We start from the raw sequence: 21465 nt of genomic DNA, 5'->3' as shown, positions 1-21465 counted from the left end.
GAGCCTCACGATCTGAGCCACTGCAGCGCCGCCGGCGCGACGGCTAAGTCTCCGCAAGGACGAATTGCCGTCGATGCACGGGAGGCACGAGATGATCAGTTCAGGGTTCACGACACCGAAGCGCTCCGACGCCGGGCAAGCTCTGCAGAGGCCGCGCATGCGGCGCTGGGAGCTCGATGCCCCAGGCGTCCGGAACCTGACGCTCCGCGATGCTCGAAGGCCCGAGCCTGGGCCTCGGGAGGTCCTGGTGAAGATCCAGGCGGTCTCGCTGAACTACCGCGATCTTCTGATGTGGGAAGGCCGCATGGGCGAGCTGGCGCACCCCCATGTGCCCGGGAGCGACTTCGCCGGGCAGGTCGTGGAGCTCGGACCGCTCGCGACGCGGTTTTCCCTCGGAGATCGGGTGGTCGGCGTCGACATCGAGGACTGGATCGACGGGGCGGCCCCGGGCCTTCACACGAACACCATCGCGGTCTCGGGCCGCCTGGCCGAGTACGCGGTGGTCCGCGAAGACATGCTGGTCGCGGCGCCCCAGACCCTTGGCCCCGAGGAGGCGAGCACGCTCTCGACTGCGGGTCTGACCGCCTGGATGGCTGTCGTGGAGACCGGGCGGGTCAGGGCGGGGCAGACCTGGGTCGTGCAGGGTACGGGCGGCGTCTCGCTCTTCGCGCTGCAGTTCGCGGCGGCGCACGGGGCGAAGGTGATCCTGACCTCCAGCAGCGATGACAAGCTGGCGTTCGGCCTGGGCCTGGGCGCACGCGCGGGTATCAACTATCGCGCCCGTCCCCGTTGGGACCGCGAGGTCATGGCGTTCACGAGCGGCCGCGGCGCGGACGCCGTGATCGAGATGGCCGCGGGCGAGAACCTCGCGACCTCCGTCGAAGCCCTGGCCTACGGCGGAAGGATCCTGCTCGTCGGCCTTCTGGACAGCGACCGCATCTCGACCCCGGTCGGCCCGCTGCTCCTGCGTCGCGCGACGATCAACGCGATCGGCGTCGGACCCCGGCGAGCGCTGGAGGACATGATCCGGGCCATCGATGGTCTCGGGATCCGCCCCGTCGTGGCCGCGACCTATGACCTGGGCGATCTCCCGGCGGCCGTCGCCCATCTCCAGGGGGGCGCCGTCGGCAAGGTCGTCGTGCGCGTCCAGGCCTAGGCGAACGATCAATCACGGGACGACACGGGACGACCGCGGCGCAGGCTCGCGAGCCTGGCCGCGGAGGAAGAGCGCTGCAGACCGCATGGCAGGCCGCAGAATGCGGCCATCAGGAGGAACAGAAGATGAGTGCCCAGACCTGGTTCATCACCGGAGCGTCGAGCGGACTCGGGGCCGCGATCGCAAACGCTGCCCTTCGCGCCGGCCATCACGTCGCCGTCACGGCGCGGGACAGCGCCCGCCTCGGAGGGCTCGTGGAGGCGTACCCCGACGCTGTGCTCCCGCTCTCGATGGATCTCACCAAGCCATCCGAGATCGAGGCCGCGGTGGCCGCCGCCGAGGCGTGGCGCGGCGGCATCGACGTGCTCGTGAACAACGCTGCGCTCGGCTATCTCGCCGCGGTCGAAGAAGGAGAAGATCAGAAGATCCGGACCGTCTTCGAGACGAACTTCTTCGGCGTCGCGACCACCCTGCGGGCAGCGCTGGCCGGCATGCGCGCTCGGGGGCGCGGCACGATCATCAACATCTCTTCGATGAACGGCGTCGTCGCCATGCCCGCTCTCGGGTACTACAGCGCTTCCAAGTTCGCGCTCGAAGGCCTCACGGAGGCCTTGGCGCAGGAGGTCGCGCCGCTTGGCCTCAAGGTGATGTCGGTCGAACCGGGCGGCTTCCGGACGGGCATCGTCGAACGGAACCTCCGGAGCCCGAGGATCGACGCCTATGGCGCCACCGCCCATGCGGTCATGGACCTGCTGGCGAACGACAAGGACGGCGCGCTTGCGCCAGGTGATCCCGTTCGGATGGCGGAGATCCTCGTCCGACTCGTGGATTCTGGAGCGATGCCCCAGCGCCTCAGCCTCGGCGCGGACAGCTGGACAGGCATCATGGCGAAGCTAAATGCGCAGCGCGCCGAGTACGAGGCCTGGAAGGACGTCTCCCACAGCACGTATTTCTCGTGATGGAGCGAACGTCGCGATCCTCGAGGCCGCTGGTCCGGCAACCTCTATGGGACGCTGGCGACGAGCCGGCACAGGAGCGAGAGCGGATCCTCCGCTCCCGTCAGGGCATCGGGTACACGAGCGAGAGCCCGGCGACGCACATCTCGTCGAACGTATTCCCCTCGCCGTAGGCCACGTCGATCGTCGAGATCATGTTCGCCTCCTTGAGCGCCTTGACCACGTACGGGTTCTCCGTCGAGTTATCGTACGTGCAGCGGATCTGGAGCACATCGCCCGGCTCGAGCGTCGGGAGCGTCTCGATGGGCGCGTCGTACGAGTACGAGCGCTGCCAGTCGAATTCCCACTTCGGCGCGTGCGCCAGGCACTCCTCCTTGGGTTGATCGGGTGCGCCGCTCGCCCGCGTGACCGTCACCTTCTGGTCGAAGCCCAGGTAGTGCATGTGCAGGAATTCGCCATAGACGCGCGTGCCCGGCGGGAACGGCATCATTTGCGATGCGGGCGAGTCCGGGGGCGGGACCGTGAGCTGCTGCGTCTCCACGTGGTTCTTGCTGTCCGCGGGGATCAGGAACTCGACGCCGTTCTTGTCGTCCGGACCCGGGAGCAGCCCGAAGCCGAGCTCGCCGACCGGATCATCGAAGTTGCCGATCAGGTGGTACAGGAAGCCGTACTTCGGCTTCTCCTTGGTGAGCCTGAGCTGGATGTGCGTCAGGTCCGGGTCGGCCGTCGTGCCGGCGGGGTGGTAGTGGATCTGCATCATGAGGAGCGACCCCTTCGGGATGAGCTGACCCACGCCCTCGGGCAGATCGACCGGGTCGGCGCCGGGAGCCCAGGCCGTGAGCAGCTGGAGCGCATCGATCTCCACGCCATTCGGGACCTCGCCGGCGCCGCACGAAAAGCTCCCGTCGGGGCCGGCCAGGCTCGCGGACGTCCGCTCCGGATCGATGGCGATGATCCCATGGTGAACGACCTTGGGGTTGCCGGGCACCATCTGGAGACCACTCAGGTACTGGTCCTCGGTGAGCCCGGGATCGATGACGAAGCAGCGGAACTCGTCCTGCTCACCGGAGGTGACGTAGGGCTCGTTCGGCGTGACCTTGAGGGTCATGCCCGGCAGGTCGGGGCTCTTCGGCACGAACGATGCGGGCGCGTCCTTCGGATCACCCTTTGGGGTGCCGGCCTTGCTCCAGGCCTCCAGCGTGCTGATCTCCTCGTCGGAGAGGCGGATGTCGCCCTTCCACGCGTGACGGGTCGAGCACTCGTCCGTGTCACGCACGGCGAAGGGCGGCATCGTGCCCGCCTTGGTCGCCTGGACCATGAGCGCCGCGACAGCCTTGGCGTCGTCGTACGCGGTAAGGCTGAAGGGCGCGATATTGCCCGCGGAGTGGCAGCCCATGCAGCTCTTCTGCAGGATGGGCTCGACGTCTTTGTGGAACGTGGGGTTGCTCCCGGTAGCCTGGGGCTCCGTGGGCTCGTCGCCCCCGGAGCAGCCGGTGAGCGAGGCGGCGGCTGGCAAGGCGAGGGCGAGGGTGAGGGCGGACCGCGAGACTCGGGCGATGGCACGCGAACGTGTTGAAGCAGGCATGAGACCTCCGGGCAGCCGGATCCGTCGCGAGCGGAGGGACCGGGCGCTTGGTAAGGAGCCACGTTTTGTTCGACTGCGGTGTTGATGTGTGTACTATGCATATAATTGTCCCTTTCGGAGCGTCAAGAGGATTGTGTAAAATACACAGATCTTCACAAAGAAGCTCCGCGAGCTCCACGGAGCCAGGTCGATCTGAGCGCGCTCACGAATCAGCCGCGGCGCGATCAGGCGCTGCTCGCGGAGGCGGGGATCTCCCTGGATCGAGCCCTCGTTGCGCTGCTGGTGGGGAGCGAGCGTTTCGGGCCGATCGGCGTTGTCGAGCTTTCGGACCGAGCCGGGCGCGATGACACGACCGCCAATGGTTGAGGATGGCGACGATGACCTCGCGCGTGGGCGCATCGGCGAGGCCGGCTGGGAAGCGGACTGGGCCGGCGACGGCGGCTGGGGCACGCGGGGCCAGGGCGGCGGCGGAGGCGAGCCCCAGCGAGGCGGATGAGGCGGCCGGGGCGCACCGGGCGGCGTGGTGGAGGACCGCTCGGCCTATTTCTGCAACAGGGGCGCCGGTGTGGCGACGGCGGCTACGGCGGCCCGAGGCCCTTTGGGCGGAGCTACCGCCGATCGCCTTGTCACGATGCTTTGCGAACGAGCGTCACCTCGCGCGGTGGCAGCCGCACTATCTTTCGCCCGCTCTTGGCCTCACGCGCCTTGAGCGCTTCGGCGAGCTTGTCGATATCGTATTCGTGCTCCTTGGCGATGGCGTCACGAGCAGCACGAACCTCGTCAATGATGGAATCGGAATAGCGCATGATGTTACTCCTGGACGAGCTCCAGAGGCGTGCAGATTATCGGGGGCTCGAAGCCACCAGAACGGCAGATCTCCTCGATCTTGGGGCGCATCGTGGCGTTGGCGATGTGCGCGCAGTTTTAGGTGAGCAGGTAGCGCATGCCGTGCGCCGCGGAGAGCGCGATATGAACTGCATCGCCGGCTGCCTTGGACGGGAGGGCGGAGGCGCGAACGAGCTGACGGGCGAGCCCGACAGCCTCCGGCGTGAGCTCCAGCAGCGGCAGGTCGCCGAGCGCCTGGAGCCGCAGCGCTGCCGCGCCGGGATCGCCCGCGGAAGCTTCGTCGATCACGAGCTGCGAGATGTACAAGTCGTAGACGTCGCGCCCTGCCCACCACTCGACGGTCACCTCTTGGTGCGCTGCTCGCACCAGATCGCGGCTCCGCCTGGCGGTCAGATAGCTGACGATGCTGGTCTCCACGTAGACGCTCGGCTTCATGCACAGGCCTCGGGGATGAAGCTGGTGGATCGTACAGGCCCGCGGCAAGCCAGGCAACGCTCATCGGGCCGAGATCGAGGCACTCGACGGCGGCCAAGGCGGCGACGGTGGCGAGCCCCAGCGAGGCGGACGAGGCGGCCGGGGCGCACCGGGCGGCGTGCTGGAGGACCGCTCGGCCTATTCGTGCAACGGGGCCCCGGGGGCGACGGCGCGGTCTTCGGAGGGCGAGACCACCCGACCAGCCGGGGCGCCGGCGTGGAGACGGCGTGAGGGCGCGGCGTCAGCCGAGCACGCCGAACAGCTCGCCTTCGAGCGGCCGCGAGCGGAACCCGTCGGGCCCCTGGGGCAGCTCGCCTGCGACGGTGATGCGGCGGACGACGCGCGGCAGGTCGAAGTGGGCGTAGTCGATGGGGCCGGCGAGGGCGGTGGCCTGGTTGTCCCATACGGCGATCGCGTTGGGCGTCCAGCGGAAGCGCACCGCGTACTCGGGCCGCGTCACCTCGTCGGCCAGCATGTCGAGCAGCGCCTGGCTCTCGCGCTCTCGCAGGCCCACGATGTGGCTCGTCGTCCCCGGGTTGACGAACAGCGATTTGCGGCCGGTCCGCGGGTGCACGCGCACGAGCGGGTGAAGCGCGGCGAACGGGCCTGCGGCCCGGCGGCCCGGCCTGGGCTCTCCGCTGTCGTAGCTGCTCGTGCGGTGGACGGCCTGGAGCCCGTCGACGAGCGCCTTGATCGTGTGCGACAGGCCGTCGTAGGCGCACTCGAGGTTGCTCCAGAGCGTGTCGCCGCCATAGGGCGGGATCTCCACGCCGCGCAGGATGGAGTACCTGTTCGGGTTGGCGACGAAGGTGATGTCGATGTGCCATCCCTTGTAGTCGCGCGGCGGCTTGGCGGTGGGGATGGAGAGGTCCGACCGGTGGTTCTCCTTGTACTCGGCGGCCTTTCGTTCCCAGATCTCCGGGTGCTCGGGGAGCCCCAGCGCGATCGGGTGGGCCGGCGTCAGCGGGCCGAAGGTGCGGCCGAAGGTGAGCAGCTGTTCGTTGGAGATGTCCTGCTCGCGGAAGAAGATCACCTTCCACTGGAGCAGGGTTTGCTCGATTGCCTGCACCGTGGCTGGGTCCAGCGGCTTGCGCAGGTCGACGCCGTGGATCTCCGCCCCGATCACGGGCGTCAACGGTCGTACATCCAGCCGCAGAGGGGAGGTCTGTTGTTGGGCAATGAGGGCGGACATGGCACTCTTCTCGCAGTCCTGAACGATGAGCGAGCCTGGACGCAGGCTCGCGGCTCGCCCTGAGCACGCGGCGTTCCAGTCCGGTGACCCGAGAAATTCTTGTCGGCCGGCACAGCCCGGGACATGGCGCGACCCCGCCGTGACGACGGGGGCGCGCGGTCCGTCGCGGCGAGCGCGCGTGGAGCAAGGGGTTGCGCTCGACGAGGCTCGGAGAGGTGGCGGAAGCGTGATGTGGCGCCGCGCCTGTTCCGCAGGCAGCAGCGTTGCGGGTGCGGTGTTGCGCACGAAGCAGTCCCCGGGGGGACCGATCAGCGAGGCCGGCTGGGAAGCAGACTGGGCCGGCGACGGCGGCGGCTGGGGCACGCCGGGCCAGGGCGGCGGCGGAGGCGGCGTGCTGGGCGCGCGGCGCGCACGGCAGTGAGGTGATCGCGCGGCGGGGGGACCAGCGGAGCGGCAGCGCGGCGGCCTCCTGCGCAGCGCCGCCGACCGTCCTGCGCAGCCCATTGGCCTTCCTGCGCAAGACCCGGCGCCCTCCTGTGCGGCCCCGTCGACCTTCCTGCGCAGCCTCGGGGGGTCTCCTGCGCGGCCTGGGCGCCTTCCTGTGCACCCTTGTTGGTGTCCTGCGCAACATTCGTCCCTGTCCTGCGCGGCCACCGGGCCCCTCCTGTGCACCCCCGGTGCTGTCCTTCGTTACGATCGCCCGGCTCCTGCGCAGCCCCGGTGGGGTTCCTGCGCAGCCCACCGTGCGCCGCCAGATCGAGCAGCTCGAGTCGCAGCTCGGCGTCGTGCTCTTCACCCGCGCGCCGAACGGCCTGGTGCCGACCGAGCTCGCGCTTGCCACGCTGCCCTACGCCGAGTCCATCGCCGCGAGCGCGCGCGCCCTCGTGCGCGCCGTGTCGAGCCCCACCGACGCCGACCGCGGCACCGTGCGCGTCACGTGCAGCGAGGTCGTCGGCGTCGAGGTGCTTCCCCCGATGCTCGCCCCGCTCCTCGTTGCTCATCCGCGCCTTCATATCGAGCTCGTCGCCACGAATCGCACCGAGGATCTCCTGCGCCGCGACGCCGATGTCGCCGTGCGCATGGCGGAGCCGACGCAGGCCGGCCTGGTGAGGCGCCGCGCCGGGCGCGTCGAGCTCGGCCTCTTCGCCACCAAGGCGTACCTCGCCGCGCGCGCTGCCCCGACGTCGCTCGCGGGGCTCGTGCAGGGCCACGCCCTCATCGGCGCCGACGGCTCCCGCGCCATGATCGACGCGCTCGCCGCCGCCGGGCTCGTCACCACGCCGCGCGATTATGCGTTCCGCAGCGACAGCGACGTCGCGAAGCTCGCCGCGGTGCGCGCCGGCCTCGGCATCGGGGTGTGCCAGCTCCCGCTCAGCCGGCGACCGGTGCCGCTCGTGCGCGTGCTGCCCGCGCTCGCCTTCCACCTGGACGCCTGGGTCGTCATGCACGAGGATCTGCGCGCCGTGCGCCGCGTCCGCCTCGTCTTCGAGCACCTCGTCGCGCAGCTCGGTGCCTACGCGACCCAGGCACGCGAAACACGGCCGGTGGCGAGGAAGGCCCGGCCCCCGGGCACGCGGAGAAGGCCCAGTTCGGGCTGAGCGGCGAGGAACCCTTCATGACGACCGAGGTGGGGTCTCCCACCTGGCCCACGTTGATGCTGCGCCCGCCCGCCGAACGTCGCGATCCGTCGCGTCGCAGGGCCTGGCGGCGGGTTATCGCATGCAGGCGGCGAGGCGCAGCGGCCAATCTCCTTGGCACCGCGGTGCTCGGAGCGAGCCAGTCAGGCCGCCTCTGGGCCTCTTTCTGCACGGAGGCGTCACGAGCGACGTCGCGCGGTCGGCGACCATTCGAGCCGGAGCTCCGGATACGCACGCCCAAAGGGGTCGCGCTCCAGCTGCGCGGCTTTGCTGAACTCGACATCTCGTGCGCCATCGACGTAGAGCAGCCGAAACGGGCAGCAGCTGCCGTCCACGAAGGCGACGCAGAAGGTCGTGAACGGATTCGTCAGCCCCGCGGGGCCCAGGATGAACGCTTCAAGCTCCGTACGATCGGCGAAGCCCCAGACAGAGGACGCCGGCACATGGGCCTCGTGATCGACGACGATGAAGCGATCGTTCAGCTCGAGCTCCGTGGAGAACGGTGGCTGAAGAATGCCGGCCGTCATTTCGATCCTGGAGAGCGTCTCCAGGAGGTCGCCGCCGTCGAACGCCCAGGGATCAGCGACAGCGCATGCGGTCAGGGCGTCGGCCAGCTGAATCAGGTTCATAGAAGCGCGCAGGAAGCGGTCACGTAGGTCGGCCTGACGGCTGCGCATGACCCGCGGCTCAGAAAATAGCACCTCGTGCCGCTCCCATACATCGTGGAAAGATAGCGTATCCGACGGCTGTCCCACCTTGTCAAGGAGACCGGCGCAGGACCGTGCGGGCCCTACACCGGACGAAGGCGCCTGCGGGCCCTCGAGGGCCTACCCCTCCGAAGCGAAGAAGTGCCCCTGCGCCCAACGCTCGCACGCTGCGCCCTCCCACCAGCGTCAGCGGGAGCATCGGCGCAAGGCTTCCGGCGCCATGCTGAGGCGCGCGCCAGGAAGGGGAACTGCTGACTCGTGATGGACACGTTGCGGTTCCTATTCGGTGCGCAAGGTCTGGAGGAGCGTCTCGGCCGCCGCAAACGCTTGGTCGGGCGACCACACGGAGTAGGACTGGCCCGCCCGGAGCGCAGGTGGCTCCTCCGCCGCCGCCAGCTCCTGTGCGAGGAACTGGATCAGCTTGAGCTTGTCAGCACGCGGCAGAGACTGGATATCCGGGAGCAACTCCACGAGCGACATGACGCGTCACCTCAATTGATCGTTAATTATACGATGGGTCGCTCATCGCCGCAAGCGCTGCCGCCTCGGCGAGCAGCCCGTCGGGCCGGGCTCGTGTCCACCATTCATCGGTTCGATCGACACCACGACGCCGCCCGCGATGCTCGAGTGGCCCAGTTGCTCCGCTCCGATACGTGGGTACTGGGCCTGTCCGACGCGCCGTTGGAGCAGGGCGAGAAGCTGCTGACCGTCACGCATCCCTCCGAGCGACAAGCCGGATTCTTGCCCTGCGATAGGCCGCGTCAGGGGCCGGCCGGTTGCTCCGGTGGCCCAGCCGGGGCAGTTCGGCGTTTCACGATCGCTCTGCGGATGCTCCGTGGTGCAGGAGAGGTCCCTGGCCAGATCTGAAGAGATGTCGGGGCCTCTCCAATCTTATCGAGCATCGACGAGGCACGAGACCTCAGCGATGCACTCGTCGCCCAGCCCGGGGCGCCTCTCGTCGTAGGAGATGGCCGCCGCACGAAGCTCAGCGCGCGCTTCAGGATGAAGCTCGACCCGCACGCCGCACTGTCCAGCGAGCGAGCCGCGGCGTCGAGCCCGCCGCCGAGGCCGCCGCCGAGGCCGCCGAGGGAGGGGAGGGCGGGACCTTCGGAGCGCAATGGTTCCCTCCCGCCGCCAACGGTGACACCTGCAGCCGATCATGGAGGTGCGTCGGCGCTGGGTTGGGCTTGCAGTGCCCGGGGACATAGCCGCTGTCGCGACGGCGTGCTTCGGCGCAGCGCTTGTGGTGCGCTGACATAGCTTCCACGAGGGCATGATCGCTCAGATGGGCCTCGCCCGGCCAGGGCGACGCCCGTTTGCGCGAGGTGGCCGACGGGAGCCGCGACCGGGTATAGTCGCCGCCTATGCTCGATCGCCAACAGGTGTTGCACCAGACGCGGGCCAGGCTGCACCCGGAGCGCATCGCCCGGCGGGAGGGCGCGCTCGCGCGAGCGCGCATGCTGATCGAGGGCTCCCTCGGGCAGCTCGACGAGACCGGCCTCCGGCGGCTGCTCCAGCTCTTCAACGCCGACCACGTCGACGGCCGCGACGTGAACAATCGCTTCGCCACCGGCCTGGTCGGCAACAACGCGAACCTGCTGGTCGCCGCGCTCGACGGCGTGAACGCGGCGGTGCCTTCTTTATGGCAAGCCGACGATGCCTGGCTCGCCGAGCACCTGGCCGCGCTCCGCCGCGGGGGCAGCCTGCCGGGCGGCGGCTGGCTGTTCCCGTCGATGATCCTGCACACCCGGGATCCCATGCGCTTCTCGCCGGCGACCACGACGATGGCGCGGGGGCTCGCCGCGATCGACGGCGGCCCGCCCATCGCGCTCGGCAAGCCGACCGGGTACCTCGACTACAGCGCTCGCGTCCGCAAGCTCCTCGAGGAACACACGATCTCGCCACACGGCGTCGACGTGCTGCTCTGGCAGGGGGCCCAGCTCGCCGGAGAGGCCGCGGACTCGGACGCGGGCGAGCTCGAAGAGTCTTCGGCCGCGACCCCCGCGCCGGAGCCCGCGCGGCCGACCGCCGGACGCGACGCGATGGCCGCCGGCCTGGCCGCTCGGGGTCTCGACTCCTCGGCCAACCTGTCGCGCTCGACCCGCCCTCCCGAGAAAGACCCGAGCGCCCCGCGGCCAGCGCCGTCCACGCCCGCGAGGCCCGCCTCGGTCGGCTGGCTGCACCTCACCGACCTCCACCAGGGCATGGGCGGCACGAGCTGGCTGTGGCCGAACGTCATGGCCACGCTGTTCGACGACCTCGCGCGCCTGCACGACCTGTGCGGCCCGTGGGACCTCGTGCTGTTCACCGGGGACCTGACCCAGCGCGGCACCGCCGACGAGTTCAAGAAGCTCGACGCCACCCTCGACAGGCTGTGGCGGCGCTTCGACCAGCTCGGCTCGCAACCGCGGCTGATCACCGTGCCCGGCAACCACGATCTGAGGCGCCCCAGCGATCTCGATCCGTACGTGCTCGCCCTCTCGCAGTGGCACGCCAACGCGCGCCTGCGCGACCAGGTGTTCGACGTGAATGACAGCCTCGGCTACCGCGAGCGCCTCGCGCAGATCTTCAGGCCCTACACCGCGTGGGTCGATTCCTGCCGGTGGCACGTCCGCGACCGCCGGACGCTCGGCATCCTGCCGGGCGACAGCTCGACCTCGCTGTCGCTCCACGGCCTCGAGCTCGGCGTCATCGGTCTCAACTCGGCGTTCCTGCAGCTCACCGGCGGCGACTACCAGGAGCGCCTCGCCGTGGACCCACGCCAGCTCCACGTCGTCTGCGACGAGGACGCCCCCGAGTGGTTGCAGCGCCATCACATCAACCTGCTGCTCACCCACCACCCGCCCGAGTGGCTCCACCTGCAGGCGCGCCAGGACTTCCGCCAGGAGGTCGACCCGGCCGGTCGCTTCGCCGCCCACTTCTTCGGCCACATGCACGAGGGCACCGCCACCTCGACCGCCCACGGCGGCGGCCACGCGCGTCACGCCCTGCAGGGCGCCTCCCTCTTCGGTCTCGAGGAGCACGACGGCCCCGGCGGCCGCGGCGTCACCCGCCTCCATGGCTTCAGCGCCGGCCGCTTCGAGCTGCTCCCCGGCGCCGCGCAGGCCCGCGTGCGCGTCTTTCCCCGGCGCATGTTCATGAGCGCCGGCGGGCGGAAGATCGACCGTGACGTCTCCGCCTACCACCTCGATGAGCGCGGCTCGTTCGCCTACGAGGTCCCGACCGCCCGCCGCGCATGACGCCTCGCCCGCGCCATGCTCACCCTCCGGCAACTGGTCGTGGAAGGTGGCAGTACTCACATGCCCCCTGGGCGCGCCGCTGGACCAGCTCTCGCGTGTCACTCGGCAGCTTCACGACGCCGCGCGCATGCTCCATACCTCCTCGGCCGTGCAGCCCACCCGAGCATCGAACGCATCAGCGAGGCCGGCTGGGAGGCGAACTGGTCCGGCCACGGCGGCCGGGGCACGCCGGGCCAGGGCGGCGGAGGCGGCGGCGGCCGCAGGGGCGGGCTCGGCGTGTGCGGCGTGCAGGGGAGGCGCCGGGGGAGGCTCGGGCGGGGCCAGCGGGTGGTGGACGACCGACCGTGCCGGCGCAATGGACCGAAGAAACGGCGGCGAGGAGCAACAACGCCGCGCAGCTCACCGTCTTCCGCATGCTCGATCCCTGTGCGGCAGGCGAAGTGTCCCCGATCCCTGGCAACGTTGATGGGGTCGCCCCCCCGGCGTCCCGCGCCGCTCCGCCCGCCCAACGTCCCCGCATTCAGCTGCGTGGTCCAGAGGGAGCGAGCGACCGATGGCCACGGCTGCTGCAATACGAGGTTGGCAGCCCATTGCATCTTCCGCAGCAGAGGACCATTGATGTGGTTCCGGCGCGAATGGGTTCGGGCGCGGACTCTGGCCGCGTGATCTGGCATCGCAAACCGGAACATGGTACAGTGCATCAATGAGCCTGGAAGACGTTCTAAAACAGCGTGGGGAAGAGAAGGCGACCGATCTCGAGGAATTCGAGAAGGTCGTGACAACGCTGATGGGCGACATCCGTAAGTGGGTGGAGGGGTTGCCGCTAGGGGTACAGGAGTGGAGCGTGTTCGTGCAGCATATTGACGAACGTCTCAATCTACCGGCGATTACAATCCACTTCAAAGACGACCAGGTGACCGTGCAGCCGCGGTCGTTTCTAGCGGGGCGACGACCTCAGGTCGAGGTTAGCTCGGGCGCCCGCGCCGCCCTCTTGGAATATGTTGGCGCGTCCGGATGGATGTATTCCTGGGAGGGGGTTCACGGCCCGCTCAAGCCTCTGACCGAGGAAACCTTCCGCGACGAAGTTCTCGCGGAGCTTCTACGATGAAGCACCTCGACAAGGCTAAAGCCTGGTACGATGCCCAGCTTTCTCGGCTGAAACACATTCAGGAACTCAGTGAAGAGCATGACCAGGAGATTCACTTACAAGCGCTGCTTGGCGACCTGTTGCGTCTCAAGAAGGGCGAGCGGAAGGTGCGGCTCAAGGAGGAGCGCGAGGACCTGTACCGAGTAGCCCTCATGCGACTGTTTGCAGGGTTCGAGGCGGACTTCAAGGATGGCTTCTTCGAGTACATTGCCAAGCGCAGCGGGATGTCGAAGAAGCAAGTTACAGAAACGCTGCCGGACGCGATCTCGACATGGCTAGTGATGTATCGCGTCCTCGAGCCGCAAAGCTTCTCGGAATCGTTGCTGGGTCAGATCAATCGAATTCGTGACGAGCGCAATCGACTGGCTCACGGAGGGTTCCACCAGGAGCTCGCCCATACCACGCCCGACGCGGCATACGGCGCGCTCAGGCGGCCACTCGAGACCCTTGCCGCAAAAGCTCAGGGCTAGGGATAATAGTCGTGGCCGCTCCGCAGAGCGCGTTCTGAAGCGTGCTTGTGGAAGGCGGTCGCCATCGCTTCCTCCTTCGTCGCGATCGGAACAGGTAACCGGCGTCGCGCGGACGGTCACAGGCGCCTCTGGACCGAGGAAGCGACGCGCCGGGACGCAGAGCTCGACGCAGATCCGTCCCGGGGGCGATCGGCCGAGGACGTCTTTCGTGACGCCCACGAGCGGCTTCGGTGACGCGTCGTTGAAGCGCTCGTCGGTGAGCAGGTCGATTTCGTGATCATCGACGGGCTCACGGGTAATTCAAGGCCGTCTTCGAGCGACGCGTGCGCTCCTGCATGGCAGGAGGATCGGAGGTCGGCTCCGCTGGAGCTGGCAAGGAGCCAGGATGTCGGCCGGAAGCGAGCTTAGGGCAAGGGAGGGCACCCCGCCTCGCGAGGAACCGGCGGTGAGCGCTCGTGCCAGATGTCCTCGGTGAGCGACGCGAAGCCGTTGCCCGCGCGCTCATCCGCTCTCGGAGGTGGCCCCGATGAGCCCGATGAGCCGCGCCCCCGTCGACGCCCCCGCCGAGACGGCGGCCGAGCTGCCGACCGCGACCGAGGCCGCCCTGCTCGAGATGGTGCTCGGCCTGCCCGGCGTCGGCCCGCGCATCCTCGGCACGGCCGCTCTCCCCTCGCTCGGCCGCCTCTCGCCCGCGGCGCTGGCCGAGCGCACCCAGATCGCACTGTTCGACGCGACCCGGCTCGCCGCCGCCTTCGAGCTCGGCCGCCGCTACCACGCCGTCCGCGCGCGCCGGGGCGCGCTCCTCACCGACGCCGCCCGCGTGGCGCGGTACTTCGGCCCACGTCATCGTCACGCCCAGCGGCCGCTACGCCGCCGTCCACGGGGTTGCCCTCGCGGCGCGCTGCGCCTTGCCCTCGCGGCGCGCTGCGCCCCGCCGCCGGCGCGCTGCGCCCCTGTGCACCCAGCCCGCCACCTCCAGCGCACCGCCCCGGCCAGCAGCCCGCCGCACGTTCGCCCTCGTCATCATCGCCGTTGGCCGGGGAGGGGGGAGCGGGGGTGCTCCTCGTGCTAGGCTCGACGGCGAAGCGGGCTTCCCTCCCGCGTCTATCCCAGCGCGATGTCGACCGCCACCGTCACCCTCGCTCTCCCCGAGGCGCTCTACCAGCGGCTGAGGGGGACTGCGCTCGCGACCCGACAGCCGCTCGAAGCCGTGATGCTGCGGGCGCTGAGCCTCGGCAGCCCTCCCGCCTGGGACGACGCGCCGCCGGAGTTCCAGGTCGACCTCGCCTGCCTCGACAAGCTGGACGACCAGGCACTCTGGCAGATCGCAAAGAGCCACAGGTCCGAAGCAGAGCTCGCACGCCACGACGAGCTGCTCGACCGGAACGCCCACGGACTCCTCACGCCGGCGGAGCGCATCGAGCTCGAGCGTCTTCGCCACGAGAGCGACCTGTTCATGCTCCGCAAGGCGCACGCTGCGGCGCTCCTGCGATGGCGCGGGCATACGGTCCCTTCTCCGTAGCGCTTGCCCTCCACGAGATAGAAGACGGACTGCGGTGTCAACCTACGTTTCCGAGCTGCTCCGTTCTCGTATCGAGGAGGCTGATCGGCGCCGCTGTCAATACTGCCTGACGAGCGAGGCCAATAGCGGGATTCCCCTGACCTGCGATCACATCACGCCGGTCTCGAAGGGCGGGCCGACCTCGTTCGAGAACGTGTGCCTCGCATGCCGCCCCTGCAACGAGTTCAAGGCAGGCGCCACGGAGTCGGTCGACCCGCTGACGGGAGACGTCGTGCCCCTCTTCAACCCGCGCCTCCATCGCTGGGGCGATCACTTCACGTGGAGCGTCGACGCGACCAGGGTGGAGGGCGTGACTCCGTCGGGGAGAGCAACGGTCATCGCGCTCCGGATGAACCGCGCGACGATCGTCGCCGCACGCCGGCGCTGGGCCGAGGTGGGCTGGCACCCGCCCGCGTAGCGCTGGCTACCGACCAGACGACGGCGCGACCGTGGAGCGGATGCGCCCGGTGCAGTCCGGCGACGAGCACGCTCGTATCGAAGGCGAGCTTCACGAGTCTCCCTGGATCCGGTTCGCTCGCGCATCGCGATCGGGGCGATGGTCGAACACTTCGGCCGGCATGGTGGCGTCAGCGTCGACGAGCAGCAGGCCGTGCCGCTCGGTCAAGGTGACGCCCTCACGTCGAGCTGGATGGTCTGCAGCAGGGACGTCGCCGGCGGCCTCGTGCGCGACCAGCTCGATCACGCGAAGCCGATCGGTGACAGGGAGGGCGCGGATGGCGGCGACGATCTGCTCGACGGTCATGCCCAGCAGGATGCCATCCCCGCAGCTAGGAAAAAAGTCGAGGATCGGTTGCAGATGCATTGAACAGGCGGAACGAGCGCGGCCGCGTCCTCGGCGAGCAACGCCGCCACGTCGTCCAGGAGTTCCGCAACGGGCAACTCCTTGTGCAGCCGCCTATCTGCTCGGGCTTGAGCGGCGAGCTCGTCACGCCCAGCATGTTGGCCACCTCGCAGGTGCTCGGCGGCGTGGCCGGCCTGTTGGCAGCGGCAGAGGCGCTGGAGCCCGTGGAGCGACCGACGGTGGCTTGACTGGCCCGAGCTCGGTCAGGTCGCTCCGTGCCTGCGTCATGCCAGTCGACGTCGGCCATCGCCGTCGTCGCGGCATCTCCTCGCCGATGGGGAAGCGCGCCTGCGCGGCCTCCGAGCCGCGCGGTACAATCCCCCCGTGAACCTTCCCGAGCTGGAAGCCGAAGCCCTGAAGCTGCCCGTCGCGGAGCGCGCACGTCTCGCAGAGACGCTTCTGGAAAGCCTGGATGAGCTCTCCGAGGAGGAGCACAGGCGCCTCTGGACCGAGGAAGCGACGCGCCGGGACGCAGAGCTCGACGCAGATCCGTCCCGGGGGCGACCGGCCGAGGACGTCTTTCGTGACGCCCGCGCGCGGCTCCGGTGACGCTCCCGGTCATCGTTCACCACCGGGCTGAGGTCGAGCTGAACGAGGCCAACCTCCGGCAGCGGCGGCTCAGGCTGGCGGATGGCGCCCCCGCCCCATCTGGTCCGTCCTGGTGGATGGCCATCGCGGAAGTCTCTGGTCACAACACCGGGCAGGATCCGCGCAATGAGGGCCGGCGAGACGCCTGGCGTCGCATGCCTGGCTGGAGTGCGGCACAGCCCGCCGCGATGCGAAGGCTCGTCCGTCGCATCCGTGCGTGATACGCTCCACCCTAGATGGTCGAACCTGAAGCGGCACCTCCGGTCTACAATGAGGACGGCGTCGACCTCACGCTCATCCGCTGGATGCTGAGCCTCACGCCAGCAGATCGGGTCGCCACTCTCCAGGCCCACATCGACTTCGTCACGCTCGCCCGCGAGAGCAGGCGCGCGCGAGAATCGCATGCCCGCTCCGACGAAGATCGCTGAACTCCTCGGGTTGCTCGCCCGGCATCGAGTCGACTTCATCGTCGTCGGTGGCGTCGCCGCCGTGATCCAGGGAGCCCCCGTCAACACGTTCGATCTGGACGTCGTACACGCTCGCACGCCGGACAATATCGAACGGCTGCTCGGCGCGCTGCGTGAGCTCGATGCCGTCTACCGGATAGATCTCCAGAGGAGGCTTTCACCAACCGCCTCTCATCTGGCCTCCACTGGGCACCAGCTGCTGGCGACCAACATGGGAACGCTGGACCTGCTGGGCACAATCGAGGAAGGAACATCGTACGACGAACTCTTGGCCGACAGCGAGGGGCTGGATCTCGGTGGGATCTCGATACGTGTCATCACGCTCGAACGGCTCATCGCGATCAAGGAGAAGCTCACCCGACCCAAGGATCAGCTCATGCTCCAGGTGCTCCGTGCGACGCTCGACGAACGGCGACGGACCTGAGCACAGATGCAGTTGGCATCTGCCGCCCTGCCGGCGCCGCGTGACGTCATGAGCAGCTCGACGGATGTCGTCTCCGCGTTGCGCGTGGCCGCCGCGCTCGAGAGCCTCGGCCGCGAGTGGTTCATCGGCGGCAGCCTCGGCTCGGGAAGCTTCGCTGCATCAGCGACGCTTGGATCGATCTGAGGATACTGTGTCCTCGAGGCAGCCGCTGCGACCGACGATCCCGCTTGCGCTCGGATCAGCTCGGGCTCTGTGACGCGATGAGCGATCGCAGCCAGTCGTCCGAGGCCTTGCGGTACTCGGGGACGCGGCTCCGTTCGGCCGCGGCGAGCGCCTCCTTCAGCCGAGGCGCGTCGAGGTCGTGGATGTAGCAGGGGGTACCCGGCTGCTGGCGCCACGAGTCCTCGAGGCCGCCTGCGTCGACCGCATCGAAGCCGAGCTCGTCGACGAGGCGCATGACCTTCGCCCGCGCTTCCGGCGGATCCCCCGCGATCGGGAGCGCGACGCGCCCCGGCGTGCCCTTCGGCTTGCCCTTCGCGAGCAGGCTCTCGAAGTAGATGTTGTTGAACGCCTTGACCACCGGCCGCCCGATCTGCTCGGCGACCCACGCGCTCTCGACCTGCCCCGCCTCGATGGCCGGGATGCTGCCGTCGCGGACCGGGTAGTAGTTGTTGGTGTCGATCACGACCACGTCGGCGGGCACGCCGGCGAAGAGATCCTTCGGCAGGTCCACGACTGCGCGCTGGGGGATCGTAACGACCACGATCTCGCCGCCGCGCGCGGCCTCCGCGGCCGAGACGGGGGTGGCCCCGGTCTCGGCGGCAAGCTCGCGGAGCGTGTCCGGCCCGCGCGAGTTCGCGATCACGACCTGGTGACCGAGCTTCCCCAACAGCTTCGCCAGCGACCCGCCGATGAAGCCGGCGCCGATGATTCCGATCTGCATTCGTCACTCCTTCGAGCCGAGCCGCCCGCGATCGAGCGCGGACGCCGGCGGTCCAGGTGCATCGTCTGACGCAGACGGGCGATCGCTCGCGCCGTTCACGTCGGGGATGGGCTGTACCACGACCAGCCGCCCTCGGCCCGCGCAGGAGAACGCTGCCCCGAGGACGAGCTTGCCCTCGGGGTATGACGAGCTGGCCCCAAGGTAGGGCGACCTCGTTCACGAGCAGCAAGGCGTCGTCCACGGCCAGCGCGACATCGTCCCCGGGGATGGGATGAGGGAGCAGCAAGCTCAAACGTCCGCCGGCGCAACGCCTGAGTTGAGCCGTGCCGCGAAGCGGCGTCGGTTTGAACGATCTGTCAGCTATCGCTCCATGGGTTGGCGGATGGTGGTTTTTCACTTGTTGTGCCGGGTGGATCCGGTGTTTGCCGTCAAACGGTGGGCACAGTGCCCCCGTCGATCAGGTACTCGCTCCCATGGATGGACGCCGCCCTGTCGGAGGCAAGGAATGCGACGAGCTCCGCGACCTCTTGGGCGTCGGCTGCCGTCGTGCGGATCCATCCCGGGGCGAGCTGGAAGCCGAAGCCCTGAAGCTGCCCGTCGCGGAGCGCGCACGTCTGGCAGAGACGCTTCTGGCAAGCCTGGATGAGCTCTCCGAGGAGGAGCACAGGCGCCTCTGGACCCGAAGAAGCGACGCGCCGGGACGCAGAGCTTGACGCAGATCCGTCCCGGGGGCGATCGGCCGAGGACGTCTTTCGTGACGCCCACGAGCGGCTTCGGTGACGCGTCGTTGAAGCGCTCGTCGGTGAGTAGGTCGATTTCGTGATCATCGACGGGCTCGCAGGTAACACAATGCTGACTTCGAGCGACGCGTGCGCTCCTGCACGGCAGGACGATGGGAGGTCGGCTCCGCTGGATCTAGGAAGGAGCTTGGCTGTCGGCCGGGAGCGAGCGTGGGGCAAGGGAAGGCACCCCGCCGGAACGACAGCCTCGCGAGGGACCGGCGGCGAGCCCTTCCCGTGCGAGCGGTTTCTGCTAGACTCATGTTGTATGTCGATGGTCGACACCTCGCCGCAAGCGGACGCACGCTACCACGAGCTGCTCCGGCGCATGCCTCCCGAAAAGCGGCTCGAGGCTGCGATGCGGCTGAGCCAGGCGGTCCGTGAGCTCGCCCTCGCGAGCATCCGTGCTCGTCACCCAGGGGCGGACGACCAGGAGCTTCGCGTCCGCCTTGCGGTGAGGCTGTACGGGCACGACTGCGCGCGCCGGCTGTTCGGGCATGTGCCGGCCGACGCCACATGACGTCATGAGCAGCTCGACGGATGTCGTCTCCGCGCTCGACGTGGCGTTGCGCGTGGCCGCCGCGATCGAGAGCCTTGGCTGCGAGTACTTCATCGGCGGCAGCCTCGCGAGCTCCCTCCAGGGTGAGCCGCGCGCGACGAACGATATCGATCTGGTCGTCGCGATGATGCCCCGTCATGTGCGCGCGTTCGCGGAGCTGCTTGGCCCGGACTTCGAGGTGGATCAAGAGGTTCTTCGTGACGCCCTGACCCGCGGAAGCTGCGCGAACATCTTCTACCTGCCGATGGTGACGAAGATCGATATCTTCGCTCTCGGGCCGAGCCCCTACGATGAGGTCGAGTTCGGTCGCCGGCGAAAAGTCAAGGTCCGCGCCAGCGGAGAGGAGCTGTTTGTCAAGGCTCCGGAAGATACCATCCTCAGGAAGCTGCTCTGGTACCGCGAAGGTGGTGAAGTCTCGTCCAAGCAATGGCGTGACATCGTCGAAGTGCTTCGAGTCAGCGGGGCCGAGATCAACGACCAATATCTCAGCATGTGGGCTGAGAAGCTTCGCGTCGATGACCTCCTCACTCGCGCGCAAGCTGAGGTCGCTGCGAAGCTCGGTTTGCAATAGCTTGCTTGAGAGATAGGCCGCGCACCCAGCTCGCGCTGTTCGACGCGACTCGGCTCGCCGCCACCTTCGAGCTCGGCCGCCGCTACCACGCCGCCCGCGCGCGCCGGAGCGCGCTCCTGACCGATGCCGCCCGTGTGGCGCGGTACTTCGGCTTCGCGGCAAGCGGACGTGCGCTGCCACGAGGCGTGACCATGTGCGGGAGGAGCGCGCGATCGAGACGCACGGCGGCCATGAGGTTGAGCGACAGCTCGTCGTGCCAGATGTCCTCGGTGAGCGACGCGAAGCCGCCGCCCGCGCCCCCTCCCGCTCCCGGAGGCGGCCCCGATGAGCCCGATGAGCCGCGCCCCCGTCGACGCCCCCGCCGAGACGACGGCCGAGCTGCCGACCGGGGCCGGCGCCGCTCTCTCGAGCGCCGGCACCAGGGCCAGGTTAGCCCATTGTACCTTCGTCTCGAACGCGTTTCTTCCAAACAGACGGGCTACGCCGCTGATGGAGTACGGCGAGGATGACCGCCGCCTGCTCGTTTCCTTCACCACGGAGCAGGAAGTAGACCGCATAGGGGAACCGCTTGAGCAGCGCGCGCCGGACACCACCCCGCCCGACATCGGGGAACTGCGACGGGAGGTCGCTGATCCGGCGGACGATGTGCCGTAGCTCGTCGACGAACCGTCCGCCCAGCCCGTCCTCCTCGCTCTCGTACCAGCCCGCCGCCTCCCGGATGTCCAGCTCGGCAGACGGGAGAACGAGGAGCCGGCTCATCGACGCGTTGCGAGGTGCGTACGGAGGTCGGCCTCGACCTGTTCCCAGGAGCGGCCAGCATCTGGTGCGGCCTCGTACTCGGCGAGCCGGCGATCGAGCTCGGCCTTGTGCCACTCGGGTACTGGCACATCGTCTTCCCTCGCCGCGATCCGCTCCCAGAGCGCCTGGACGTACTCGATCTGCTCGTGCACGGTGAGGTCGTCGAAGCCGGGCGGCGGACCCTGGATGGCTCGTTGCATGAGCCGCAAGATACCACGAGGTACCGCGACGACGCACCACGCGGCCCTCGCGGTCGAGAAGTAGCGGCGCCGACGGCGAACCACGCCAGCCGCGCCGGGGCCGCGGCAAGCGCCGCCTACGACCAGGCGGCTCCGGTGACGCTCCCGGTCATCTTTCACGAGCGGGCTGAGGTCGAGCTGAACGATCGCGCGCCCGACGTGCGACCTCGACCTGGATGGCGCGCGAGAAAGGCGCTCTCGAGGTCGGGCGGTGGCAGCCGCCCGACCGCTGCGACGTCCAAGGCGGGAGGGCTGCGACGGGCGT

General features: G+C 69.1%; 28 protein-coding genes and 3 pseudogenes. 21 read left to right on the top strand and 10 right to left on the bottom strand.

The window, feature by feature from the left end; genetic code table 11:
* Nucleotides 1–73 precede the first annotated feature (73 nt).
* Nucleotides 74–1156: a zinc-dependent alcohol dehydrogenase family protein gene (locus WMF22_RS40925; RefSeq protein ID WP_438033257.1), complete on the top strand. Its 1083-nt coding sequence runs from the start codon at nt 74–76 to the stop codon at nt 1154–1156.
* A gap of 125 nt (nt 1157–1281) precedes the next feature.
* The gene (locus WMF22_RS40920) at nt 1282–2115 is read left to right on the top strand and encodes an SDR family NAD(P)-dependent oxidoreductase (RefSeq protein ID WP_438033256.1); all 834 of its coding nucleotides are present in this window, start codon (nt 1282–1284) and stop codon (nt 2113–2115) included.
* Nucleotides 2116–2215: 100 nt separating this feature from the next.
* Here the strand turns inward: WMF22_RS40920 and WMF22_RS40915 are convergent, their stop codons facing one another.
* Entirely contained in the window at nt 2216–3697 is a 1482-nt protein-coding gene (locus WMF22_RS40915; RefSeq protein ID WP_438033255.1) for a hypothetical protein, read from the bottom strand.
* Nucleotides 3698–3845: 148 nt separating this feature from the next.
* Here WMF22_RS40915 and WMF22_RS40910 point away from each other — a divergent pair.
* Nucleotides 3846–4057 (top strand): annotated as a pseudogene (locus tag WMF22_RS40910) (MarR family transcriptional regulator); the annotation flags it as partial.
* 266 nt (nt 4058–4323) lie between these two features.
* Here WMF22_RS40910 and WMF22_RS40905 read toward each other — a convergent pair.
* From WMF22_RS40905 to WMF22_RS40895, 3 genes are all read right to left on the bottom strand, one after another.
* Nucleotides 4324–4503, bottom strand: coding sequence for a hypothetical protein (locus WMF22_RS40905; RefSeq protein ID WP_437295348.1), 180 nt, complete (start codon nt 4501–4503; stop codon nt 4324–4326).
* Between the two features lie 118 nt (nt 4504–4621).
* On the bottom strand, nt 4622–4978 hold the full coding sequence (locus WMF22_RS40900) for a type II toxin-antitoxin system VapC family toxin (RefSeq protein WP_437295347.1): 357 nt from the start codon (nt 4976–4978) through the stop codon (nt 4622–4624).
* Between the two features lie 280 nt (nt 4979–5258).
* Entirely contained in the window at nt 5259–6152 is an 894-nt protein-coding gene (locus tag WMF22_RS40895; protein ID WP_438033254.1) for a TauD/TfdA dioxygenase family protein, read from the bottom strand.
* Between the two features lie 331 nt (nt 6153–6483).
* On the opposite strand from WMF22_RS40895, the gene WMF22_RS40890 reads away from it, so the two are divergent.
* Entirely contained in the window at nt 6484–6630 is a 147-nt protein-coding gene (locus WMF22_RS40890; protein WP_438033253.1) for a hypothetical protein, read from the top strand.
* Between the two features lie 256 nt (nt 6631–6886).
* A complete protein-coding gene (locus WMF22_RS40885; protein ID WP_438033252.1) occupies nt 6887–7807 on the top strand; it encodes a LysR family transcriptional regulator in 921 nt (306 codons plus the stop codon).
* A 218-nt stretch (nt 7808–8025) separates the two neighbouring features.
* Here the strand turns inward: WMF22_RS40885 and WMF22_RS40880 are convergent, their stop codons facing one another.
* Both WMF22_RS40880 and WMF22_RS40875 read right to left on the bottom strand, forming a co-directional pair.
* Nucleotides 8026–8523 (bottom strand): hypothetical protein, encoded by a 498-nt coding sequence (locus WMF22_RS40880; RefSeq protein WP_437295343.1) that lies wholly within the window; start codon nt 8521–8523, stop codon nt 8026–8028.
* A gap of 309 nt (nt 8524–8832) precedes the next feature.
* Nucleotides 8833–9033: a hypothetical protein gene (locus WMF22_RS40875; protein ID WP_438033251.1), complete on the bottom strand. Its 201-nt coding sequence runs from the start codon at nt 9031–9033 to the stop codon at nt 8833–8835.
* Nucleotides 9034–9917: 884 nt separating this feature from the next.
* Here WMF22_RS40875 and WMF22_RS40870 point away from each other — a divergent pair.
* The 12 genes from WMF22_RS40870 to WMF22_RS40815 all read left to right on the top strand — a co-directional run bounded on the left by WMF22_RS40870 (nt 9918) and on the right by WMF22_RS40815 (nt 17494).
* Entirely contained in the window at nt 9918–11792 is a 1875-nt protein-coding gene (locus WMF22_RS40870) for a metallophosphoesterase (RefSeq protein WP_438033250.1), read from the top strand.
* Nucleotides 11793–12495: 703 nt separating this feature from the next.
* Nucleotides 12496–12900 carry a hypothetical protein gene (locus WMF22_RS40865; protein WP_438033249.1) on the top strand — a complete coding sequence of 135 codons (405 nt, stop codon included), beginning with the start codon at nt 12496–12498 and terminating at the stop codon, nt 12898–12900.
* On the top strand, nt 12897–13409 hold the full coding sequence (locus tag WMF22_RS40860; protein WP_438033248.1) for a hypothetical protein: 513 nt from the start codon (nt 12897–12899) through the stop codon (nt 13407–13409). The genes WMF22_RS40865 and WMF22_RS40860 overlap by 4 nt, the downstream gene beginning before the upstream one ends.
* 535 nt (nt 13410–13944) lie before the next feature.
* Nucleotides 13945–14481, top strand: a complete 537-nt coding sequence (locus tag WMF22_RS40855) for a hypothetical protein (protein ID WP_438037320.1) — start codon at nt 13945–13947, stop codon at nt 14479–14481.
* 45 nt (nt 14482–14526) lie between these two features.
* Nucleotides 14527–14931, top strand: a complete 405-nt coding sequence (locus WMF22_RS40850) for a hypothetical protein (protein ID WP_438033247.1) — start codon at nt 14527–14529, stop codon at nt 14929–14931.
* A 34-nt stretch (nt 14932–14965) separates the two neighbouring features.
* On the top strand, nt 14966–15388 hold the full coding sequence (locus WMF22_RS40845; RefSeq protein ID WP_438033246.1) for an HNH endonuclease: 423 nt from the start codon (nt 14966–14968) through the stop codon (nt 15386–15388).
* Between the two features lie 138 nt (nt 15389–15526).
* A complete protein-coding gene (locus WMF22_RS40840) occupies nt 15527–15796 on the top strand; it encodes a hypothetical protein (RefSeq protein ID WP_437982047.1) in 270 nt (89 codons plus the stop codon).
* The gene (locus WMF22_RS40835; protein ID WP_438033245.1) at nt 15793–16020 is read left to right on the top strand and encodes a hypothetical protein; all 228 of its coding nucleotides are present in this window, start codon (nt 15793–15795) and stop codon (nt 16018–16020) included. Before WMF22_RS40840 ends, WMF22_RS40835 begins: the two co-directional genes overlap by 4 nt.
* Nucleotides 16021–16156: 136 nt before the next feature.
* Nucleotides 16157–16381, top strand: coding sequence for an addiction module protein (locus WMF22_RS40830; protein ID WP_437613523.1), 225 nt, complete (start codon nt 16157–16159; stop codon nt 16379–16381).
* A gap of 275 nt (nt 16382–16656) precedes the next feature.
* On the top strand, nt 16657–16848 hold the full coding sequence (locus WMF22_RS40825; RefSeq protein ID WP_438033244.1) for a hypothetical protein: 192 nt from the start codon (nt 16657–16659) through the stop codon (nt 16846–16848).
* The gene (locus WMF22_RS40820) at nt 16823–17311 is read left to right on the top strand and encodes a hypothetical protein (RefSeq protein WP_438033243.1); all 489 of its coding nucleotides are present in this window, start codon (nt 16823–16825) and stop codon (nt 17309–17311) included. Before WMF22_RS40825 ends, WMF22_RS40820 begins: the two co-directional genes overlap by 26 nt.
* A 6-nt stretch (nt 17312–17317) precedes the next feature.
* Entirely contained in the window at nt 17318–17494 is a 177-nt protein-coding gene (locus WMF22_RS40815; RefSeq protein ID WP_438033242.1) for a hypothetical protein, read from the top strand.
* A 55-nt stretch (nt 17495–17549) separates the two neighbouring features.
* On the opposite strand, the gene WMF22_RS40810 is transcribed toward WMF22_RS40815, so the two are convergent.
* Together WMF22_RS40810 and WMF22_RS40805 are read right to left on the bottom strand one after the other, a co-directional pair.
* On the bottom strand, nt 17550–18254 hold the full coding sequence (locus tag WMF22_RS40810; RefSeq protein WP_438033241.1) for an NADPH-dependent F420 reductase: 705 nt from the start codon (nt 18252–18254) through the stop codon (nt 17550–17552).
* Nucleotides 18255–18682: 428 nt separating this feature from the next.
* Nucleotides 18683–18793: pseudogene (locus WMF22_RS40805) on the bottom strand (SDR family oxidoreductase); the annotation flags it as partial.
* Between WMF22_RS40805 and WMF22_RS40800 the strand changes: the two are divergent.
* From WMF22_RS40800 to WMF22_RS40785, 4 genes and pseudogenes are all read left to right on the top strand, one after another.
* Nucleotides 18782–18967, top strand: coding sequence for an addiction module protein (locus WMF22_RS40800; protein ID WP_438037319.1), 186 nt, complete (start codon nt 18782–18784; stop codon nt 18965–18967). The pseudogene WMF22_RS40805 and the gene WMF22_RS40800 overlap by 12 nt on opposite strands.
* A gap of 334 nt (nt 18968–19301) precedes the next feature.
* Entirely contained in the window at nt 19302–19553 is a 252-nt protein-coding gene (locus WMF22_RS40795) for a hypothetical protein (protein ID WP_104985568.1), read from the top strand.
* Nucleotides 19554–19557: 4 nt separating this feature from the next.
* Nucleotides 19558–20163: a hypothetical protein gene (locus tag WMF22_RS40790; RefSeq protein ID WP_438033240.1), complete on the top strand. Its 606-nt coding sequence runs from the start codon at nt 19558–19560 to the stop codon at nt 20161–20163.
* Nucleotides 20164–20183: 20 nt separating this feature from the next.
* Nucleotides 20184–20315: pseudogene (locus WMF22_RS40785) on the top strand (JAB domain-containing protein); the annotation flags it as partial.
* A 277-nt stretch (nt 20316–20592) separates the two neighbouring features.
* Here the strand turns inward: WMF22_RS40785 and WMF22_RS40780 are convergent.
* Both WMF22_RS40780 and WMF22_RS40775 read right to left on the bottom strand, forming a co-directional pair.
* On the bottom strand, nt 20593–20922 hold the full coding sequence (locus WMF22_RS40780) for a type II toxin-antitoxin system RelE/ParE family toxin (protein WP_438033239.1): 330 nt from the start codon (nt 20920–20922) through the stop codon (nt 20593–20595).
* On the bottom strand, nt 20919–21161 hold the full coding sequence (locus WMF22_RS40775; RefSeq protein WP_438033238.1) for an addiction module protein: 243 nt from the start codon (nt 21159–21161) through the stop codon (nt 20919–20921). The genes WMF22_RS40780 and WMF22_RS40775 overlap by 4 nt, the downstream gene beginning before the upstream one ends.
* Nucleotides 21162–21465: the final 304 nt, after the last annotated feature.

This window comes from Sorangium sp. So ce204 (assembly GCF_051526795.1).
Lineage (GTDB): Bacteria > Myxococcota_A > Polyangia > Polyangiales > Polyangiaceae > Sorangium > Sorangium cellulosum_B.
The sequence above is the reverse complement of the archived record's forward strand: the minus strand, read 5'-3'. Positions and strand labels throughout refer to the sequence as shown.

Coding starts and splice junctions, on each gene's coding strand:
- WMF22_RS40925 (WP_438033257.1), top strand. CDS start 74: ATGCACGGGAGGCACGAGATGATCAGTTCAGGGTTCACGACACCGAAG.
- WMF22_RS40920 (WP_438033256.1), top strand. CDS start 1,282: ATGAGTGCCCAGACCTGGTTCATCACCGGAGCGTCGAGCGGACTCGGG.
- WMF22_RS40915 (WP_438033255.1), bottom strand. CDS start 3,697: ATGCCTGCTTCAACACGTTCGCGTGCCATCGCCCGAGTCTCGCGGTCC.
- WMF22_RS40905 (WP_437295348.1), bottom strand. CDS start 4,503: ATGCGCTATTCCGATTCCATCATTGACGAGGTTCGTGCTGCTCGTGAC.
- WMF22_RS40900 (WP_437295347.1), bottom strand. CDS start 4,978: ATGAAGCCGAGCGTCTACGTGGAGACCAGCATCGTCAGCTATCTGACC.
- WMF22_RS40880 (WP_437295343.1), bottom strand. CDS start 8,523: ATGCGCAGCCGTCAGGCCGACCTACGTGACCGCTTCCTGCGCGCTTCT.
- WMF22_RS40875 (WP_438033251.1), bottom strand. CDS start 9,033: ATGTCGCTCGTGGAGTTGCTCCCGGATATCCAGTCTCTGCCGCGTGCT.
- WMF22_RS40870 (WP_438033250.1), top strand. CDS start 9,918: ATGCTCGATCGCCAACAGGTGTTGCACCAGACGCGGGCCAGGCTGCAC.
- WMF22_RS40865 (WP_438033249.1), top strand. CDS start 12,496: ATGAGCCTGGAAGACGTTCTAAAACAGCGTGGGGAAGAGAAGGCGACC.
- WMF22_RS40860 (WP_438033248.1), top strand. CDS start 12,897: ATGAAGCACCTCGACAAGGCTAAAGCCTGGTACGATGCCCAGCTTTCT.
- WMF22_RS40855 (WP_438037320.1), top strand. CDS start 13,945: ATGAGCCGCGCCCCCGTCGACGCCCCCGCCGAGACGGCGGCCGAGCTG.
- WMF22_RS40850 (WP_438033247.1), top strand. CDS start 14,527: ATGTCGACCGCCACCGTCACCCTCGCTCTCCCCGAGGCGCTCTACCAG.
- WMF22_RS40840 (WP_437982047.1), top strand. CDS start 15,527: ATGGTCGAACACTTCGGCCGGCATGGTGGCGTCAGCGTCGACGAGCAG.
- WMF22_RS40825 (WP_438033244.1), top strand. CDS start 16,657: ATGGTCGAACCTGAAGCGGCACCTCCGGTCTACAATGAGGACGGCGTC.
- WMF22_RS40820 (WP_438033243.1), top strand. CDS start 16,823: ATGCCCGCTCCGACGAAGATCGCTGAACTCCTCGGGTTGCTCGCCCGG.
- WMF22_RS40815 (WP_438033242.1), top strand. CDS start 17,318: ATGCAGTTGGCATCTGCCGCCCTGCCGGCGCCGCGTGACGTCATGAGC.
- WMF22_RS40810 (WP_438033241.1), bottom strand. CDS start 18,254: ATGCAGATCGGAATCATCGGCGCCGGCTTCATCGGCGGGTCGCTGGCG.
- WMF22_RS40795 (WP_104985568.1), top strand. CDS start 19,302: ATGTCGATGGTCGACACCTCGCCGCAAGCGGACGCACGCTACCACGAG.
- WMF22_RS40790 (WP_438033240.1), top strand. CDS start 19,558: ATGAGCAGCTCGACGGATGTCGTCTCCGCGCTCGACGTGGCGTTGCGC.
- WMF22_RS40780 (WP_438033239.1), bottom strand. CDS start 20,922: ATGAGCCGGCTCCTCGTTCTCCCGTCTGCCGAGCTGGACATCCGGGAG.
- WMF22_RS40775 (WP_438033238.1), bottom strand. CDS start 21,161: ATGCAACGAGCCATCCAGGGTCCGCCGCCCGGCTTCGACGACCTCACC.